The 18,367-nt window shown below is 56.4% G+C and carries 13 protein-coding genes and 1 pseudogene; all 14 read left to right on the forward strand.

All coding sequences use genetic code 11. The annotated features are described in order from the left end of the window. The first annotated feature begins 1 nt into the window (after position 1). Positions 2-1,516 (forward strand): 5-carboxymethyl-2-hydroxymuconate semialdehyde dehydrogenase, encoded by a 1,515-nt coding sequence (gene hpaE / locus C230_RS0116295; RefSeq protein WP_018133123.1) that lies wholly within the window; start codon positions 2-4, stop codon positions 1,514-1,516. 52 nt (positions 1,517-1,568) lie between these two features. Then, positions 1,569-3,080: a 4-hydroxyphenylacetate 3-monooxygenase, oxygenase component gene (gene hpaB / locus C230_RS0116300; protein ID WP_018133124.1), complete on the forward strand. Its 1,512-nt coding sequence runs from the start codon at positions 1,569-1,571 to the stop codon at positions 3,078-3,080. Positions 3,081-3,107: 27 nt separating this feature from the next. Beyond that, positions 3,108-4,094: a 3,4-dihydroxyphenylacetate 2,3-dioxygenase gene (gene hpaD, locus C230_RS0116305; protein ID WP_018133125.1), complete on the forward strand. Its 987-nt coding sequence runs from the start codon at positions 3,108-3,110 to the stop codon at positions 4,092-4,094. An 85-nt stretch (positions 4,095-4,179) separates the two neighbouring features. Then, a complete protein-coding gene (locus C230_RS0116310) occupies positions 4,180-5,358 on the forward strand; it encodes an ABC transporter substrate-binding protein (RefSeq protein ID WP_018133126.1) in 1,179 nt (392 codons plus the stop codon). A 16-nt stretch (positions 5,359-5,374) separates the two neighbouring features. Next, entirely contained in the window at positions 5,375-6,256 is an 882-nt protein-coding gene (locus C230_RS0116315; protein WP_018133127.1) for a branched-chain amino acid ABC transporter permease, read from the forward strand. 15 nt (positions 6,257-6,271) lie between these two features. Further along, positions 6,272-7,273: pseudogene (locus C230_RS23180) on the forward strand (branched-chain amino acid ABC transporter permease); the annotation flags it as partial. A 99-nt stretch (positions 7,274-7,372) separates the two neighbouring features. Then, on the forward strand, positions 7,373-8,137 hold the full coding sequence (locus C230_RS23185) for an ABC transporter ATP-binding protein (protein WP_245534007.1): 765 nt from the start codon (positions 7,373-7,375) through the stop codon (positions 8,135-8,137). Continuing rightward, positions 8,137-8,865, forward strand: coding sequence for an ABC transporter ATP-binding protein (locus C230_RS0116325; RefSeq protein WP_018133129.1), 729 nt, complete (start codon positions 8,137-8,139; stop codon positions 8,863-8,865). The genes C230_RS23185 and C230_RS0116325 overlap by 1 nt, the downstream gene beginning before the upstream one ends. Positions 8,866-9,152: 287 nt before the next feature. After that, entirely contained in the window at positions 9,153-10,820 is a 1,668-nt protein-coding gene (locus C230_RS0116330; protein WP_018133130.1) for an SWIM zinc finger family protein, read from the forward strand. Continuing rightward, positions 10,817-13,744, forward strand: a complete 2,928-nt coding sequence (locus C230_RS0116335; RefSeq protein WP_018133131.1) for a DEAD/DEAH box helicase — start codon at positions 10,817-10,819, stop codon at positions 13,742-13,744. Before C230_RS0116330 ends, C230_RS0116335 begins: the two co-directional genes overlap by 4 nt. A gap of 5 nt (positions 13,745-13,749) precedes the next feature. After that, positions 13,750-13,953 carry a hypothetical protein gene (locus C230_RS20785; RefSeq protein WP_018133132.1) on the forward strand — a complete coding sequence of 68 codons (204 nt, stop codon included), beginning with the start codon at positions 13,750-13,752 and terminating at the stop codon, positions 13,951-13,953. A gap of 72 nt (positions 13,954-14,025) precedes the next feature. Beyond that, complete coding sequence (locus C230_RS20790) at positions 14,026-15,456, forward strand: tetratricopeptide repeat protein (protein ID WP_018133133.1); 1,431 nt, start codon at positions 14,026-14,028, stop codon at positions 15,454-15,456. Positions 15,457-15,538: 82 nt separating this feature from the next. Next, positions 15,539-17,617, forward strand: coding sequence for a thioredoxin domain-containing protein (locus tag C230_RS0116355; protein ID WP_018133134.1), 2,079 nt, complete (start codon positions 15,539-15,541; stop codon positions 17,615-17,617). A 538-nt stretch (positions 17,618-18,155) separates the two neighbouring features. Next, entirely contained in the window at positions 18,156-18,305 is a 150-nt protein-coding gene (locus tag C230_RS22710; RefSeq protein ID WP_156807490.1) for a hypothetical protein, read from the forward strand. Positions 18,306-18,367: the final 62 nt, after the last annotated feature.

Raw genomic sequence — 18,367 nt, forward strand, 5'->3', positions numbered from 1 at the left:
CATGGAACATCGGCAGGCGGAGCGGACGCTGCATTTTATCGACGGCCGGTTCTGTGAAGGGGTGGCCGGCAGGAACTTCATCAATCTGAATCCGTTTACCAATCAACCGATCAACGAGGTGGCGGAAGGCAGCAAGGAAGATATCGACCTGGCGGTGGCAGCTGCCCGCCGCGCGTTCGATGAGGGGCCATGGCGCCGCATGAGCGTCAAAGACCGGTTGGCGATGATCCTCCGCATCGCCGAAGGAATCGAGGCTAACGCGGAAGAAATCGCCTATCTGGAGTCGCTGGATACGGGGCTGCCGATCAGCCAGACCCGCAAGCAAACGGCGCGTGCAGCCGAAAATTTTCGGTTCTTTGCCGAGATGGTGGCGGCCCGTCTGCACGGGGAAGCGTTTCCAGTCGACAGGTCGTTTCTCAACTATACGATTCACAAGCCGGTCGGCGTGGCCGGGTTGATCACGCCGTGGAACGCGCCGGTCATGCTGGAGACATGGAAAGTGGCTCCCTGTCTGGCGACCGGCAATACGTGCGTGCTGAAGCCGGCCGAATGGTCGCCGCTGACCGCCAGCAAGCTGGCGGAAATCATTCAGGAAGCGGGTGTGCCGGCGGGGGTGTTCAACATCGTGCACGGTTTCGGGGAGACGGCGGGCGCCGCCCTGGTCGCCCACCCCGACGTCCAGCTGATCTCCTTCACCGGCGAAACGACGACCGGTATGGAGATTATGCGCAACGGTTCGGCAACGCTCAAGCGGTTCTCGATGGAGTTGGGCGGCAAATCGCCGGTGATCGTGTTTGCCGACGCCGATTTTGAACGGGCGTTGGATGCGGTGATCTTTGGCATCTATTCATTCAACGGAGAACGCTGTACGGCCAACTCGCGGCTGCTGATCGAGGAATCGCTGCATGACCGGTTTGTGGCCGCTCTGGAAGAGCGGATCGCCCGCATCCGGGTCGGTGACCCGCTGGACCCCGCGACGGAAGTCGGACCGCTGATTCATCGCGAGCACTGGAAGCGGGTGAATGCCTACATCGAGCTGGCGAAAGAGGAAGGGGCCGTTGTCACCGGCGGTGGGTGTCCGGAAGAATTCCCGGATGGCAACTTTATCCGGCCGGTTCTGTTGACGGGTGTCCGCAATGAGATGCGGGTGGCGCAGGAGGAGATTTTCGGACCGGTGCTGGCGGTCATTCCGTTCCAAACGGAAGCGGAGGCGATCCGGCTGGCGAACGATGTGAAGTATGGACTGGCCGCCTATGTGTGGACGTCCGACCTGAAACGAGCGCACACCGTGGCGCAGGCGATCGAATCGGGGATGGTCTGGATCAACTCGCAGAATGTGCGGGATCTGCGGGCGCCGTTCGGCGGAACCAAGTACAGCGGGATCGGCCGGGAAGGAGGACATTACAGTTTCGAATTCTACACGGAAGTGCAAACTGTACACGTCGCCCTGGGCGAGCACCCGATTCCCAAATTCGGCCATAGCCCGCAACCGAAACAGGCGACGGTCAGCCATTGACCATCCAAAACGCAGAGGGACATTGAGGGACATTCCGACAGGGGGGATCGCAATGCCTGCAAGAACCGGCAAGCAGTATGTGGAGGCGCTGGACGCTGCGCAAAACAACGTCTGGATTCACGGCGAGAAAGTGGAGAAAGTGTCGGAACATCCGGCATTTCGCAATGTCGTCAGGAGCATGGCCGATCTCTACGATCTGCAGCACAAACCGGAATTGAAGGACACCATGACCTATGTGTCGCCGGATACGGGCGACCGGGTCGGCATGTCCTTCCTGACGCCGAGGACGCAGGAAGACCTGGCGAAAAGGCGGCAGATGATGAAAATCTGGGCGGATCACACCGGCGGTATGATGGGACGCACACCCGATTACCTGAACGCGAGCATCATGGCGTTCGCCAACGCGTCCGATTTTTTTGCCCAAGATGATCCGATATTCGGCGAGAATATCAAAAACTACTACCGCTATGTAAGAGAAAACGATCTGTGCCTGACCCACACACTGATCCATCCGCAAGCGAACCGTTCCAAAAACGCGGCTAGGCAAAATGACCCCTACCTCTCGGCGCGTATCGTCGAACGCAATGCGAAAGGGCTGGTCATCCGTGGCTGCCGGCTGCTGGCCACCCTCGGGGGCATCACCGACGAAATCGTTGTGTTTCCGTCCACCGTCAACAAAACCACAGCGGAAGATGACCCGTACGCGGTTGCCTTTGCGCTCCCCAACAACACGCCGGGACTCAAATTTTTGTGCCGGGAGTCGTTTGATTATGGCAAAAATCAATGGGATCACCCGCTCGGGTCCCGGTTTGACGAAAGCGACGCGATCGTTGTGTTCGATGATGTGCTGGTTCCCTGGGACCGGGTGTTCATCGCGGGCAACAATGAGCTTTGCAACCGCGCGTATATGGAAACAAATGCGGTCGTGCACATGGCCCATCAGGTGGTCATCAAGAATGTCGCGAAAACCGAGTTCGTGCTGGGCGTCATTCTGAGGCTGATCGACGCGATCGGCATCTCCCAGTTCCAGCACGTGCAGGAGAAGGCGGCGGAAGTGATCGTCGCCCTGGAAGCGATGAAAGCGTTTTTAACCGCGGCGGAAGCGAATGCGTCGGTCGATGCGTACGGTGTCATGCTGCCCGATTTTGCCCCGCTGAATGCGGCCCGGAACTGGTATCCGAAGGTGTATCCGCGCCTGGCCGAAATTATCCGCCAGCTGGGCGCCAGCGGTCTGATGGCGATTCCGACGCAGGACGATTTTCAACATCCGGAGATCGGCGAATATCTCCACAAGTACACGCAAGGAGCGAACATCGACGGCTATGAGCGGGTGCAGCTGTTCCGGCTCGCCTGGGATATTGCGATCAGCGCGTTCGGCAACCGGCAGGTGCTGTATGAATACTTCTTCTTCGGCGACCCAGTGCGCATGGCGGGCGCTCTGTACAACAGCTACAACAAACAACCCTACATGGACAAGGTGAGCCAGTTCCTGGCCCGCACGGGGTCGGCGGCACTGCAGGAGACAGAGGGGCATTCCGCCGCCTGGTCCAATCCGATTTTGTAAAATTCGGCCAATTTGAGGGGGAGCAAGATGAATTTCAATATCATCCGCCTGCATCATGTGGAGTTGCATGTCACGGATCTTGCCAAGTCCAGGGATTTTTACGTCAACACGCTCGGTCTGATCGAAACGGAAGCGGACGAAACGCACATTTACCTGCGAGGTATCGAAGATACGAACCATCATTGCCTGGTCCTGACACAAGCGGACCGGCCGAGCGTCAATCACCTGGCCTACCGGGTTCGGTCGGAAGCGGATCTCAATCAGCTCGAACGTTTGTTGGCGGGGCAGGGGCTGCCCATCCGCTGGCTGGAGAGGGGGGAGGAGACAGGACAGGGAAGAGCGCTTCGCGTGCAGGACCCGGTCGGATTGCCGGTGGAATTTTTCTGCGAGATGGAAAAAGCGGAACGGATGCTGCAACAATTTCATCTGCACGGGGGAGCCAAAATCAAACGGGTCGACCATGTCAACTGCATGGTCCGGGACGTTGGGCGCGGGTACGACTGGTACCGGGAGCACCTGGGATTCCGCTGCTCCGAATATACGGTGACCGGCGGCGAAGATCCCGAGCTGTGGGCGGTGTGGCTGTACAGAAAGCCGAGTGTCCACGATCTGGCACTCACCAGCGGCAGGGGGCCGCGTCTCCACCACGTGGCTTTTTGGCTGGATGATGCGAAATCGATTTTGGACGCCTGCGATGTGCTGGCCGCCCGCGGCTATGCGAAACAGATCGAACGCACGCCCGGCCGGCACGGCCTGTCGAACGCGTTCTTTGTCTATCTGCGGGATCCGGACGGCCACCGGATCGAGCTGTACACGGGCGATTATTTCACGGACGAACCGGATTGGGAACCGATTCGCTGGACCCTCGACGATCCACAGCGGGCCACGTTCTGGGGAGCGGAAACGCCCGCCAGCTGGAAGACGGAAGCGTCACCCGTGCAGGATGTCCGGACCGGACAGTTGCTGGAAGTCGGCGAGCCGACGATTCGGAAAGAGAAAGTCAAACATTATTAAACCGCCGGGGGCGGCCGGTTCTCCGGCCGCTCGCAACGGCGAGAAAACGGCCTGGCCAAGCGGGCCAACCAAGGGGGCAAATCGTGTGAAAAAAGCGTTTGGTTTTCTCCTCTCTCTCTGCCTGGCGGGGGCGCTCACCGCCTGTCAATCGGCGGCCACGGGCGGCGGAAAGCAGGCCGGAAATGGCAATCAGGAACCGATCAAAATCGGCGCGGTGTTCTCCGCTTCCGGCGGCTCCTCGCCGCTTGGCAAGCCGGAGATGGATACGGTGCAGATGCTGGTCGACAAACTGAATACAGCCGGCGGCGTCAAAGGACGGCCGATCAAGCTGATCGCCTATGATGACAAGTCGGATCAAAACGAAGCGGTACTGTCCATCAAAAAACTGATGGAACAGGAGAAAGTGGCGGCCGTGATCGGCGGGACGTCGAGCGGCAACAGCCTGGCGATGATTCCCCAGGCGGAAAAGTCGAAGATCCCGTTCATCTCGGTGGCGGCCAGCAAAAAAATCGTGCAGCCCGTCCGCCAGTGGGTGTTTAAAACGGCGCCGAGCGACGATCTGGTGGTGCGCAAGGTGCTCGAATACCTGAAAGCGCAAAATCTGACGAAAGTCGCGTGGCTGAATGTGGACAACGCGTTCGGTTCCAGCGGTTATGAGGAATTTCAGGCGCTTGCCGGCCAATACGGGATCGAAGCTGTCAGCAAGGAAGTGTTTGAAGCGACCGTGAATGACGCCAAACCGATGCTGACCCGCGTCAAAAAAGCGAATCCGCAGGCGGTCATTATCTGGGGCACCGCTCAGGAATCGGCCGTTGTCACCAAGAATGTGAAAGAACTGGGGATCGATGTGCCGGTGATCGAAAGCCACGGCATCGCCACCAAAAAATTTGTCGAACTGAGCGGGGACGCGGCGAATGGCGTGATTTTCCCGGCCGGCAAGCTGCTAGTGGTGGATCAGCTGCCTGACCAGGATCCGCAAAAACAGCTGCTCGCCGACTACAAGAAAGGGTTTGAAGCAAAATTCGGCTATGAAGCAAGCACGTTCGGAGGACATGCCTGGGATGCATTCCAGATTTTGATCAGGGCGATCCAGACGGCCGGTGACGATCCGACGAAAATCAGGGATACGATCGAACGGAACACAGTCGGGTTTGCGGGAACCGGCGGCATCTTCAACCTGAACGCCAATGACCACAACGGTCTCACCACCCAGGGCCTGGTGATGATCGAAATCCGGAACGGAACCTGGAAAATCAAACCGTAAAAAGGGGAGGTTGCGCGTGGAAGCCCTCAGCCAGATCCTGCAGTTGCTGTTTTCCGGTTTGACGATCGGCAGTATTTACGCACTGATCGCGGTCGGCTTTGTGATCACGTACAACATCACGGGCGTGTTGAATTTTGCCCAGGGTGAATTCGCCATGCTGGGTGCCTTGATCAGCATCAGCCTGGCCGATGCAGGCGTTGTGCTGCCGGTGGCGGTTCTGTTGAGCGTTGCAGGGGTGGTGGCGATCGGAGGATTGTTTGAACGGTTGGCGATTTATCCGGCCCGTAGGTCCCCCCTCACAACCCTAATCATCATTACGATCGGTGTCTCCATCGCCCTGCGGGGACTGGCGTTGTTCATCTGGGGCACAGAGCCGCATTCCCTGCGCCCGTTCAGCGGGCTGCCTTCCCTGCACTGGATGGGGGCAGTGTTGCTGCCGCAAAGCGTCTGGGCGGTCGCCGTCTCCTGCCTGATGATCGTCACCCTCTACCTGTTTTTTGAGCGGACCTATCTGGGCAAGGCGGTGACGGCGTGCGTGGTCAACCGGTTTGCGGCCAGACTGATGGGCATCCGTCCGGAGAAAATGTCGCTGGTGGCGATCACGGTCAGCGCCGGTTTGGGAGCGATCGCCGGGATCATCATCGCTCCCATTTCCGGAGCTTCGTACAACATGGGACTGATGCTGGGAATGAAGGCGTTTGTGGCCGCTGTGATCGGCGGATTGACGAATGCTCCGGCCGCCATTCTGGGCGGCTTCCTGATCGGAATCGTGGAATCGTTCACCGAAGGGCTGTGGACCACCGGATTCAAGGACGCGATCAGCTTTGGCATTCTGCTGCTGGTTCTGTTTGTGCTGCCCAACGGGATTTTTGCCAAAGCGACCGGAAAACGGGTATAGGAGGAGGGCAGTCGCATGCGGAAGCCGGGTTTGTCCGCCGTATCCAGCCGCCGTTTCAAAGGGAGATGGCTGGTGGCGGGGATGCTGTTGCTGATCCCCGTCATCGCCCCTTCCTCTTATGTGGTGGGAACCTTGAATCTGATCGGTCTGTACGCTTTGGTCTGCACGGGCCTGACGTTGCTGATGGGGCTGGCCGGCCAGATTTCCCTTGGCCATGCCGCCTTTTACGGAATCGGAGCGTACGTATCGGCCATTCTGTCCGTCAAGCTGTCGCTTTCGCCGTGGCTCGGGGTTGTGGTGGGCGCCGTCATCGCCGGGTTGGTGGCCCTGATTGTGGGGATTCCCACACTCAAGCTGAAGGAGCATTATCTGGCGCTGGCCACTTTGGGATTTGGCGTCATCCTGTTTATCTTCTTCAAACAATTGAAGGAACTGACAGGCGGACTGGACGGATTTTACGGAATTCCACCGCTTCGCCTGTTCGGGTGGGAGGTCAACAGTGACGCCAAATTTTACTACCTGGTCTGGCTGTTCGTGCTGGCTGGCATCCTGTTCGCCAAAAATATCGTGCATTCCCGCGTGGGCCGGGCCCTCCGGTCGATTCACGGCAGTGAAATCGCCGCCGGTGCGGTTGGCGTCAACACGCACAGGTACAAAGTCCAGGTGTTTGTGATCAGCGCCGTCTACGCGTCTGTGGCCGGGAGTTTGTACGCGCATTACGTGGCTTTCATCAGCCCGCCGTTGTTCGATGTGATGACCTCGATTCATTTTCTGATCATGGTGATTATCGGAGGCGTCGGCCTGATCGAGGGGGCGCTGCTCGGTGCGGCGGTGTTTACTCTGCTGGGGGAAGTGTTGAAGGAAGTCGTGCCGCTCGTTGTTCATGATGCGGGCGGGGAGTTTGAAATTGTTTTTTTCGGCCTGCTGCTGGTGGTGCTGCTGATCTATATGCCGGACGGTTTGGGAACGGCGATAAAATCCGCGTGGGCGAAATACGGAAGCAGATGGAAGAAAAAAGGCACATTAAGCAATGCCGGTGGGGCTGTGCCGACGCCGGTCGCGCTCGCTGTACCGCCCAGACTGGAACGAAAAAAACCGACGGCTACTGCCCCGACTTTGCTGCAGGTCCGGTCGTTGACGAAATCGTTCGGGGGCGTGACGGCGGTCAAAGACGTTTCCTTTGACGTCAGACAGGGGGAGATCGTGGCGGTCATTGGCCCCAATGGAGCGGGCAAGACGACCCTGTTCAACCTGATCACCGGGATTCTGCCTCCGACTTCCGGCCGCATCCTGTTCGAAAATCGGGACATCACCCGGCTGCAACCGTATCAGATTGCCAGCCTGGGGATCACCCGCACGTTTCAAAATCTGCAGGTGTTTCCTAACATGACGGTGGTGGAGAATGTGATGACCGGGTTCCACCGCCGGATGCGCACCGGCATGCTGAAAGCGGGATTGCGCTGGAAAAGTGTGGATGCGGAAGAAACCGAAGCGTTGCACAGGGCGCTCGCGTGGCTGGACAAAGTCGACTTGTCCCACCGGGCGTATGAGAATGCCGCCACGCTTCCCTACGGGAATCAGCGGTTGCTGGAGATCGCCCGGGCAGCCGTTTCGAACCCGAAGCTGATTTTGCTGGATGAACCGATGGCGGGTCTGAATCCGCAGGAATCCCGGGAACTGGTGGAGATCATCCTGAACATGCGGGAAGACGGAATCACGTTCCTGTTCGTGGAACATGACATGGAAACGGTGATGTCGATTGCCGATACAATCGTGGTGCTCGACTACGGTGGAAAGATTGCGGAAGGAACGCCGGAAGCGATCGCTTCCGATCCGCGGGTGATCGCGGCTTATCTCGGGGACGAAGAGGAGGTGGTGTGATGCTCCGGGTGGAAGGGATCCATACGTATCACGGGTACCTGCATGTTCTAAAAGGGGTCGATTTTCATGTGCGGCAGGGAGAAATTTTTGCGATTGTCGGCTCCAACGGCGCAGGCAAAAGCACGCTGATGGGCAGCCTGGCCGGCGTGTACCCGCCGCGTACAGGCAGCATTCTGTTCGAGGGGGAGCGGATTTCCGGCGATTCCGTGGAATCGATCGTCCGCAAGGGAATTTGCCTGGTACCGGAAAGACGTCAGATTTTCGACTCGCTGTCGGTTCGGGAAAATTTGCTGCTCGGCGCGTATCACCGGTACAGAAACGAGAAGCGGCAAGTGCTGGCCGATCTGGAGCGGGTATTGGCGATTTTCCCCAAGCTGCAGGAACTGCTGGACCGGCCGGGCGGGCTGCTGAGCGGCGGCGAGCAGCAGATGCTGGCGATTGGACGGGGGATGATGGCCAATCCGAAGCTGATCCTGTTGGATGAACCGTCTCTTGGGCTGGCCCCGCTGATCGTTAAATCGATCATGGGTGTGCTCAAGCAATTGCGGGATGAACTGGGCGTGACGGTGATTCTCGTTGAACAGAATGTGAAAGCGGTTTTGCGGATTGCAGACCGTGCCTGCGTGCTGGAACGGGGGGAAATCGTGCTCGCAGGCACCGCCGCTGAACTGATGAACAATCCGGATGTGCAGGCGGCGTATCTCGGCAAAGGCAAAAAAGCGATTTGATCGAGGAAATCGCCGGAGTCCTTTGCAGCAGATGGCCGTGATTTACCATGGATTGGATGCAGAACAATTTGCCAATACGATTCGCACCCCGAAGCGAGATTCACGTCCGGATTAAATCGAGCCAGTGTCTGCAGACTTTTGGACGGAGATGTCCCGCGATTCAAGCGGGGCTTTTTTCTTTTTAATATACTGGGCACTGTGTGTGAGGAGGGATGCGTGTGTGTTTTCCCCATACGCGTTTTTTGGTACACTATCGGTAACGATTTTATGTGACGAGGTAACCCCTTATGTTCCGTTTAAGCATGGAGGATTTAACCAATCGGATTCGTCCCTATTTTCGGGATACGATTTTAAAGAGAGGCTGGGACTACTACCTTGCAGATTCGGTAGAAGATCTCGAAATGGAAGGAAAAGCGGTGATCAAGGCGACGGTCTACGGCAGTGAACCGTACCAGGTTCGGATCCATCTGGATGCTTTCCCGTCCAGCACGTGCAGCTGCCCTTACGGCGATTACTGCAAGCATATGGCTGCTGTGCTGTTCGAAGCTTGTGCCGCAGCCGGTTTAACGCCCCGGCAATTTCTGTCCCCGAAACGGAAACGAGCTGGCGGCGCGGACCAGGCCGACACGGATGCCACCGCAATCCAAGCGGAGGCGGAGATCGCAGCTGCCGCTGTAGAGGCTGCTGCATCCGCGGCTGCCGGGACGGCGCCTTCTCCCGTGCCGAAAACTGCGGGAAGGAGACGGATCACGGCTCCGCAGGAAACAGGTTCGGTTGCGGAATGGCACTCTTATTTTGAGAAACAGTTTGGCAAACATCCTTTTTACGGAGCGCATTTCTTGGAAACGATAACCTTGCAGATCAGAGATCACCTGTTTCCGTTTGCCCAATCATGGAATCCAACGATTCGCTGCCTCTATCAACTGCATGTGAACCTGTTCGTCCTGAAACTGTGCAGCCAGTTCTATCAAAAATATGAAAATCCGTATGCGTACTACTCCGATCATTCGGCGTACTACAGGGAACAGTCGGTGCGATGCATCGAGGAGATCATTCGGCTTATCAATCAACCGGACGTTGTGGAAGTCCGGCGGCTGTATTCGCGGCACCTGGTTGAAACGGCCCATTTTTTGGCGGAACACGCTTTTCCCGGGAAACAAACGCCCATCAACTGGTCGTTTGTCTATCGTTTCCTATGGTGGAGTTGGTTGAATGTGTCAGAGTGGGTGCATGCGGAGCGTCTGCGGCTGCAGGCGGAACTGAAAAAGCCCGGTCTTCAGCCGATTCGCAAAGATGCGCTGGTGACGGCGTTGGTGCATTTTGAGATTATGGCCGGGAACGATCAGCAGGCGATGAAAATGGCAGACGAGCAGCTTTCTGTCAAAGATCCCGGCTCTTTTATGGGTTATCTGCATACGTTTTTTGACTTGCAGGAATGGGACAGGATGGTCGCCTGGTTACGCTGGATGAAGCCGCTGGTCAAGCACGCGGGGCAACCGTACATGAGTTGGTACTTGCAGTATTGGAGGGAAGTGGGCAAGCAGATTGAGACGGAAGCGGAGTGGGTTGAAACCGCGCTATACCTTCTGCCGGACAGTTACAGCTATTATGCCGACTATTTGATGGAGCGGAAACGTTACCGGGAATGGGTGGATCTCAATCTGCTGTGCCGACTGTCTCCCTTGCAGGCTGACCCGACTGATTTGAAGCGGGTAGAAGCGCACGACCCGGCGCTGGTGCTCCCCCTCTATCATCAGGCGATCGACCGTTTTATCGCGGAGAAAAACCGGGATTCCTACAAACAGGCGGTCAAGCTGTTGAAAAAACTGAAACAGCATTACCGGCGCCTGAAGCAAGAGCAGCGCTGGAACAAGTATATCGCTTTTCTGACCAAACAGTATGCACGATACCGCGCTTTGCAGGAGGAATTAAAGAAAGGAAACATCATCGGATGATTGCTCAGGAGACTTTGGCGATTCATTGCAACAGGCTGCAGTCGGGAGATTTTTTTGTCTGGGGCACGGGGGGGAACGATCGGTCTGTAAGTCCCCACTCTTTCAAAACACAACTGTTCGCATGGCATTACCGGTCTTATTACGGAACGACGCTCGAAGAGGCACAATCGGACGGAAAATGGGGGCTGGTTCTCGATCCGTTGATGGCCCTCGATTTTTTCGCGTCTCCCGCCCCCTCACTATACGCGAAATTCAGCTGGAGCAGCGAGACGCTGCTGTTGCAGCGGGCGGCTCAGATCTATCGGACGGCGCTTGCCAACGGCTGGTTTGCTCCGTCATTTGAGAGCTGGCAAGCGGGACGGTTCGGTTGGAAGCTCCTCCTGCCGCCGGAACTGGAAGCGTCCTACCAACCGCTGTTGCAGGATGCGGAGCGGCAAGGCGTTTCCTATCTGCACGAATGGTTTGAGGCAGTGTTAGCGGAAATGTTACAGCAGGAACCGGAAGTGGCGGCCGCATGGGAGAAGCTGCAGCAGGAGCATAAGCTGTTGCAGTCGGCTGCGGAACCTGGACAATCGAAACCAGAACAGGCGTGTCTGGATGAGGAAGAAGAGTGGTTGATCGCAATCGGCTGGAAGCGCGACTCAGTTCCGTTTCGCACCTGCATTCAACTGGTTGAGCCGGAGGGAGAGGACGATAGTTGGCAACTGCGGCTGATTTTGCAGGGTAAGGCGGATCCGAATCAGCTGGTGGAAGCCGATTTTCAGGGAACAACGCTGGCTGGAGAGTTGCCGCCCGAGTGGCAGGAATCTGCAGGTGACCGAATCGCCAAAGATACTGCCAGATGGGTTCGGATCGTCCCGTGGCTCCAATCGGATGATTCCGCCGCAGGCATTCGAACGGAACTGAGCGACGAGGAGGCGTGGGAATTTCTCAACGAAAGCTGCCTGCGGCTGATGCAGGCAGGGTATTCCGTATTTTTGCCTGCTTGGTGGGAGGAGTTGAGGCGGCTTAAGCCGCGATTGAAGGCGAAAATTCAACCGTCAGTCGGTGCAGCGGGGAATTCCTTGTTCGGCTTGGACCAGCTTGTCGAGTTCGACTGGAAGCTGGCTGTCGGAGATATGGATCTCTCGGAAGCGGAATTCCTCCGGCTGGCTGAGGAGAAAAAGCGGCTTTTGCGGATTCGCGGCAGGTGGATTCAACTGGATCCCGCTTTTCTCAGCCAGGTGCAGCAGACGATCAAGCGGGTGCAGAAAAAGCAGGGACTGTCCTTGCGCGAAGTGCTGGAACTGCATCTGTTGGGTTCCGGAGAGCCGGCGTCCGCTCACCCGGACGGGCAGGGCGGGACTGAGGGCGAATCTGGCGAGCAGGACCAGCTCCGGTTGGAAGTCGAGTTAAACAGCCATCTGAAAAAATTCATGAAGCAACTGCAGCGGCAGTCGGTTGCACCGCTGGTGCAACCCCCGGCCGAGTTGAACGCAAAACTGCGAACCTATCAGTTGGAAGGAGTCTCCTGGCTGCTGTTTTTGCGCCAATTCGGGCTGGGCGGTTGTCTTGCTGACGATATGGGGCTGGGCAAGACGATTCAGTTTATCTCCTACCTGCTGCATGCGAGAAAAGAGACCTGCACGGGGCCGGCTCTGCTGATCTGTCCCACCTCCGTTTTGGGCAACTGGCAGAAGGAACTCCAGCGGTTTGCCCCTTCCCTGCGGGTCTATCTGCATTACGGATCACAGCGGGCCAAGGGGGAAGCGTTTGCCGAGACGGTCCAAGACGTCGATCTGGTCATCTCGTCCTATGCGCTTGCTCATCTCGATCAGGATGAACTGCGGTCGGTGAGATGGGACTGCATCTGTCTCGATGAGGCGCAAAATATCAAAAATCCGCACACCAAACAAGCCGCGGCGATTCGCAAGCTGGAGGGCGTCCATCGCATCGCCCTCACCGGCACGCCGATCGAAAACCGGTTGACGGAGCTGTGGTCGATTTTCGATTTTCTCAATCCTGGTTATCTGGGCAGTCTTCGCTCTTTTACGGAAAAGTATGTCGCCCCGATCGAAAAGAAAAACGACCCTCTGCTGATCAGTCAGGTACAGAAGCTGATCCGCCCGTTCTTGCTGCGGCGGGTCAAGAAAGATCCGGCGATTCAACTCGCTCTGCCGGAGAAAAATGAAGCGAAAACCTATGTGTCCCTGACTCCGGAACAAGCTGCCTTATATGAAAATGTGGTGCAGGATTTGTTCCGCAAGATCGATTCACTAACGGGCATGGAGAAACGAGGCCTGATTCTCGGCACGCTGACGAAGCTGAAACAGATCTGCGACCATCCGGCCCTGTTTTTGAAAGAGAGAAGTCCGGCATGGAAGCGCCGTTCGAATAAAATCGCCCGGCTGCTCGAAATGATCCACGAGCTGCGGGAGGAAGGCGACAAGTGCCTGATTTTCACCCAGTTCGTCGAGATGGGGCAATTGCTGCAGGCGATTCTCGAGAAGGAGCGGCGGGAGCCGGTTCAGTTTCTGCACGGCGGAGTCACGAAGACGGCTAGGGACCAAATGGTCGCCCGCTTTCAGGACGACTCGTTGCCCGCGGAGAAGCAGTGCGGAATTTTTATCCTGTCGCTAAGAGCGGGCGGAACCGGATTGAACCTGACCGCCGCCAACCATGTGTTCCATTTTGACCGGTGGTGGAATCCGGCTGTGGAAGATCAGGCCACCGACCGGGCGTTCCGGATCGGGCAGACGAAGGATGTGCAGGTTCACAAGTTCGTTACATTGGGAACGCTGGAAGAACGGATCGATGAGATGATCGAACGCAAGCAGGGACTCAGCCGGCAAATTGTCGGAACGGGCGAAAACTGGATCACCGAAATGTCGACCGACGAACTGAGAGAACTGTTCGCCCTGCGCAAAGAATGGATCGGGAAGTGAGAGAAATGTCGAGACGAAAACGGGAAAAAACGAAACTGAAGCAGAAGCGGCATCAGAATAAACAGAAAAACGGTACTTTGCATGCCGGTGAAACAGCGGGCGGGCATGATGTTGCCGGGGCGTTTCCGGCGAACAGTCCGCATCTGCAGGGGATGTCGCCCGCCTGGCAGCAATTTTACGCGGCGGTGAGCAAAGCGGTGGCGGAGTGAAGTGTTGTGGGACACACCAGGTGATTGTCAGCCTGTTGAGTGGGCTGTTTTCGTGAGAGAGGAGACATGACAATGGCGGGTTCACACGCAGCGATCAACCCCAGGTTGATCTGTACCATTACTGGGTTAAAATCGGAAGATGTTCCGGACAAGCCGACCGTCAACATGTTGCCCGGTCAATACGGGCAACTTGTGGCGCGCAGGAAAAACCGGTTTCGTCCTGCCTACCAGCCGAATAAACACTATCTGGTGTGCGGCCATTGCGGCCGAAAAGGACAGTATGACGTGGGGCATGTGGTGTTTGATTTAGACCGTTGGATGGCGGATCGGGCGAGGCAACAATCCATGAATTCCGAGGCGGAGGTGGAGTTGCTGGACTACATCCAGACGACTGCCTATTTTCGCTGTAAGCATTGTAACGGCGCAGGGAAGTGGGGGGATACATATTCCCTCGAGTTTGGCATTATGGTCGGGATGCTCCCAGTCCGACACATGGAAGACAGTCAGTATTCAGCAGGTGAAATCAGACTGTTTGACGGGAGCCGTCCCCGTTGGATCAGCGACGGGGAAGAGCACTTTCTGCAGAAGTTGCAGACAGACGACCAGGATAGCTATTTATGGAACCGGCTTGGCAATCTGTACTATCAGGGCGGACGGCCGGATCTGGCGGCGGTTGCTTGGGAACAGTCGGTTCGTGTTGATCCGAAACAGATGGAGTCCCACTATTCCCTCGGCAATCTGCTGCTTCAGATCGGTGAGACGGAAAAAGCGGCTTCCCATTTTCGCACGGCGCTCGCCAGCGCCCGGTTTTACGAAAAAATGGAGGCTACCGCAATGCGGGACATGCTGACTGGCAGTTTGCAAAGTCTTTTCCAGATTCACCTGGAATCTCATCAGACCATCCCTTTTTTGCCGACCGAACAGGAACAGGAAAAGGCCGGACGGGGTGACGACCATTCGGATGAGCGAGTGTTGACGTTGCTGGATTTTGAACTGTATAGTGACGATCCCGACTCGTTCAAGCCGCTGGCCGAAATGTTCATGGGGCCTCGCCGTCAGGAGATCCCGGACGATGAACGGACACTGGACAAGCATCTGTCCGCCGTAGGACGGCACCTTAAGCAAAAGGAGACGTTGCAACCTCGCGACCATTTTTCAAAACGGGCGAGATTGACTGGCGGGAGAATCGGTGTGACTTCCCTTGGATCTGAGCAGCGACCGGTCGTCATCGATGTGAACTCGGAAGAGCGAGCCGTTCGGATCGGGCAGGTTTGCGACCGGCTGGGGCTGCATTATGTGATCGGGTTTTCCGTCATAGAAGATTTGGCTGATCTGAAGCAAGCTATGCTTGCCAGACTGGCGCCGGAAGACCCCTATCAACCCTGCCCGTGCGGGAGCGGCAGCAAGTTCAGATTCTGCTGTGCGAAAAAATGGAAATCAATGACGGCGGATGAGTTGTTGTCAGTCGCAGAAGAGCTCTATGACGGATACCTGTCGAAGTGACGTTTTGGATGGGATGATTCACCATAGCTTTCTGCCTATTGAGGACTGCGGAAAGACTCAACTGCCAACGGAGGTTTTGATCATGGCCGGTAAAGAAGAGAAAGAGCCGAACCGATTGATCCGCGAAAAATCCCCCTACCTGCTGCAGCACGCGTACAACCCGGTCGACTGGTATCCATGGGGGGAGGAAGCGTTTGCGAAAGCGCACCGGGAAGACAAGCCGATTTTCCTCAGCATCGGCTACAGCACCTGCCACTGGTGTCATGTGATGGAAAGGGAGTCGTTTGAAGACGAGGAAGTGGCCGCCTGCCTGAACAAACATTTTATATCGATCAAGGTAGATCGGGAGGAGCGGCCGGATATCGACCACATCTACATGACGGTGTGCCAGGAGATGACCGGGCATGGAGGGTGGCCGTTGACGATCATCATGACGCCGGACAAGAAGCCGTTTTTTGCCGGAACCTATTTTCCGAAATTGCGCAAGTACGGACGACCCGGCCTGCTCGACATCTTGTCACAGATCGCGGAGAAATGGCACACGCAGCGGGAGCGAATCCTGTGGGCGGGGGAGCGGATCACGCAAGCGTTGCAACCCCGGTTCCAGGCTACCGATGGCGATGAATTGACGGAAGAGGTGTTGGAAGCGGCGTTCCAGCGGTTTGTTCACAAGTATGACCCAACATACGGCGGATTTGGGGCTGCTCCGAAGTTTCCGTCGCCGCACAATTTTGGATTTTTGCTGCGCTATTGGCGGAAAACGGGCGATGACAGAGCGCTGTCGATGGTGGAACATACGCTGGAATCGATGTATCACGGCGGCATCTACGACCATCTTGGGTTCGGCTTCGCCCGCTATTCGGTCGACGAGATGTGGCTGATTCCCCATTTCGAAAAAATGCTGTACGACAACGCGCTGCTCGCTATCGCTTACCTGGAAACGTACCAGGCGACGGGCAACCCGTTTTTTGCGAAGGTGGCGCGGGATGTGTTCACCTACGTGCTGCGCGACATGACCAGCCCGGAAGGCGGTTTTTACTCGGCGGAGGATGCCGATTCGGAGGGGGAAGAGGGGAAATTTTACGTTTGGCGGCCGGAACAGATCAAGCAGGTGCTGGGCGAGCGGATCGGCGAGATTTTCTGCGCGTATTACGGGGTCACCGAACAGGGCAACTTTGAGCACGGAACCAGCGCGCTCAATCTGATCGAAACGGATCACCAGGCTGTTGCGAAACAGTTTGGCCTGAGTAGCGAGGACCTGTCGAGAATGCTGGAAGACGCCAGGAAAAAATTGTTTGAAGCACGGGACAAACGGGTGCATCCGGGCAAGGACGACAAGATTTTGACCGCGTGGAATGGCCTGATGATCGCCGCGCTGGGGAAAGGAGCGCGGGTGCTCGGGGATACCCGTTATGCGGATGCCGCACGAAAAGCGGTCGAATTCATTTTGACCAAACTGATTCGTGAAGATGGGCGGCTGCTTGCCCGCTATCGGGATGGGGAAGCGGCGTATCCCGCTTATCTGGACGATTATGCGTTCCTGATCTGGGGATTGCTCGAGCTGTATGAGACCGATTTTGATGTGCGGCATATCGACAGGGCAATCCGTCTGATTGACGATGGCATCCGGCTGTTCTGGGATGCGGAACATGGCGGTTTCTTCTTCTATGGCAACGACAGTGAACAGTTAATTGCCCGTCCGAAAGAAATTTACGACGGGGCGATTCCGTCCGGCAATTCCGTGATGACACTCAACCTGTTGCGGTTGGCCCGACTGACCGGCAACCAGGCGTATGAAAAAATGGCCGGCCGTCAATTCAAAGCGTTTTCCGACAATGTTAAGTCGTATCCGCCCGGCTTCACCCATATGTTGATGGCCCTGCAGTTTGCGGTGTACGGCAGCAAGGAAATCGTGATTGCAGGCGATCCGGCCGCCAGCGATACACAGGAGATGCTGCGGATGGTGCGCGGCGAATTTTTGCCGAATGCCGTTGTGGTGCTGAATCCGACAGGAAAGGAAGCGGACATGGGGGAGCGTTTTCCGGTTGTCCAAGGGAAGAAGGCGATTGACGGAAAGGCGACTGTGTATGTATGTGAGAACTATGCCTGCCAGGCTCCCGTAACGGATGCAGCCGAATTGAAACAGCTTTTGCGGGTATAATCAGGCAAAAACCAGTGTGTTTTCCGTTGTTGGCAGACACACTGGTTTTTTCATGGGGATGTCGTTGTGTTTTTCATTAGCCGTCCATTCTGCCGTAGTAGTCGTTGATCATCTCGAGGATCGTCTCTTCTTCTTCTCTCTGGAAGTCCTCCGCTTGCAGCTCCGTGATTCTGGTTTCCATCTCCAGCGCCTCCCATCGGGATGTTTTGTTGTCATTATTATATGCGCTGTGTTATAGTTCAGTCAATGATTTTTTTATCTATTATAAAACAGTTTTGAGACTACCGGCTGGTATCCCGATAATAATCGTTGATCTGTTCTACAATAGCTTCCACCTCCTGCGGTTCTGCGAATTCCTCCGAAAAATCGTGTTGTCGCAAGGTTTCCATCCGCTTCCCACCCCTTTTTCTGAAAATTATATGCAATGAATGCTCGTTCAGTCAATGAAAAACTGCACTTGTTATATAACAAATTTGTGAACGTTTGTCGCTTAAGAAGCTGTACGATCGGTTTCTTGGTGCAGAGGATGATCCGGCGCTTGCGTCTGCCGATAGGCCCCGACGTGCTAACGGTCGGTTTTGCCAGACGGTTTGCCACTTACAAACGGGGGCTGTTGCTGTTTGGCGATCGGAATCTTAGGAAAGTTTCGTCGTTTTTCGGCAGGCTTCGACATGGATGGGTTCTGTAAGCGGAATGCCGGTTCGTGAAGACGCTTTCATTTGTCGATTGGCGGCGTTTATGAAAAATTCA

The sequence above is a fragment of the Effusibacillus pohliae DSM 22757 genome, from assembly GCF_000376225.1.
Lineage (GTDB): Bacteria > Bacillota > Bacilli > Tumebacillales > Effusibacillaceae > Effusibacillus > Effusibacillus pohliae.

Coding starts and splice junctions, on each gene's coding strand:
- C230_RS0116335 (WP_018133131.1), top strand. CDS start 10,817: ATGATTGCTCAGGAGACTTTGGCGATTCATTGCAACAGGCTGCAGTCG.
- hpaD (WP_018133125.1), top strand. CDS start 3,108: ATGAATTTCAATATCATCCGCCTGCATCATGTGGAGTTGCATGTCACG.
- C230_RS20790 (WP_018133133.1), top strand. CDS start 14,026: ATGGCGGGTTCACACGCAGCGATCAACCCCAGGTTGATCTGTACCATT.
- C230_RS0116325 (WP_018133129.1), top strand. CDS start 8,137: ATGCTCCGGGTGGAAGGGATCCATACGTATCACGGGTACCTGCATGTT.
- hpaB (WP_018133124.1), top strand. CDS start 1,569: ATGCCTGCAAGAACCGGCAAGCAGTATGTGGAGGCGCTGGACGCTGCG.
- C230_RS0116355 (WP_018133134.1), top strand. CDS start 15,539: ATGGCCGGTAAAGAAGAGAAAGAGCCGAACCGATTGATCCGCGAAAAA.
- hpaE (WP_018133123.1), top strand. CDS start 2: ATGGAACATCGGCAGGCGGAGCGGACGCTGCATTTTATCGACGGCCGG.
- C230_RS20785 (WP_018133132.1), top strand. CDS start 13,750: ATGTCGAGACGAAAACGGGAAAAAACGAAACTGAAGCAGAAGCGGCAT.
- C230_RS0116330 (WP_018133130.1), top strand. CDS start 9,153: ATGTTCCGTTTAAGCATGGAGGATTTAACCAATCGGATTCGTCCCTAT.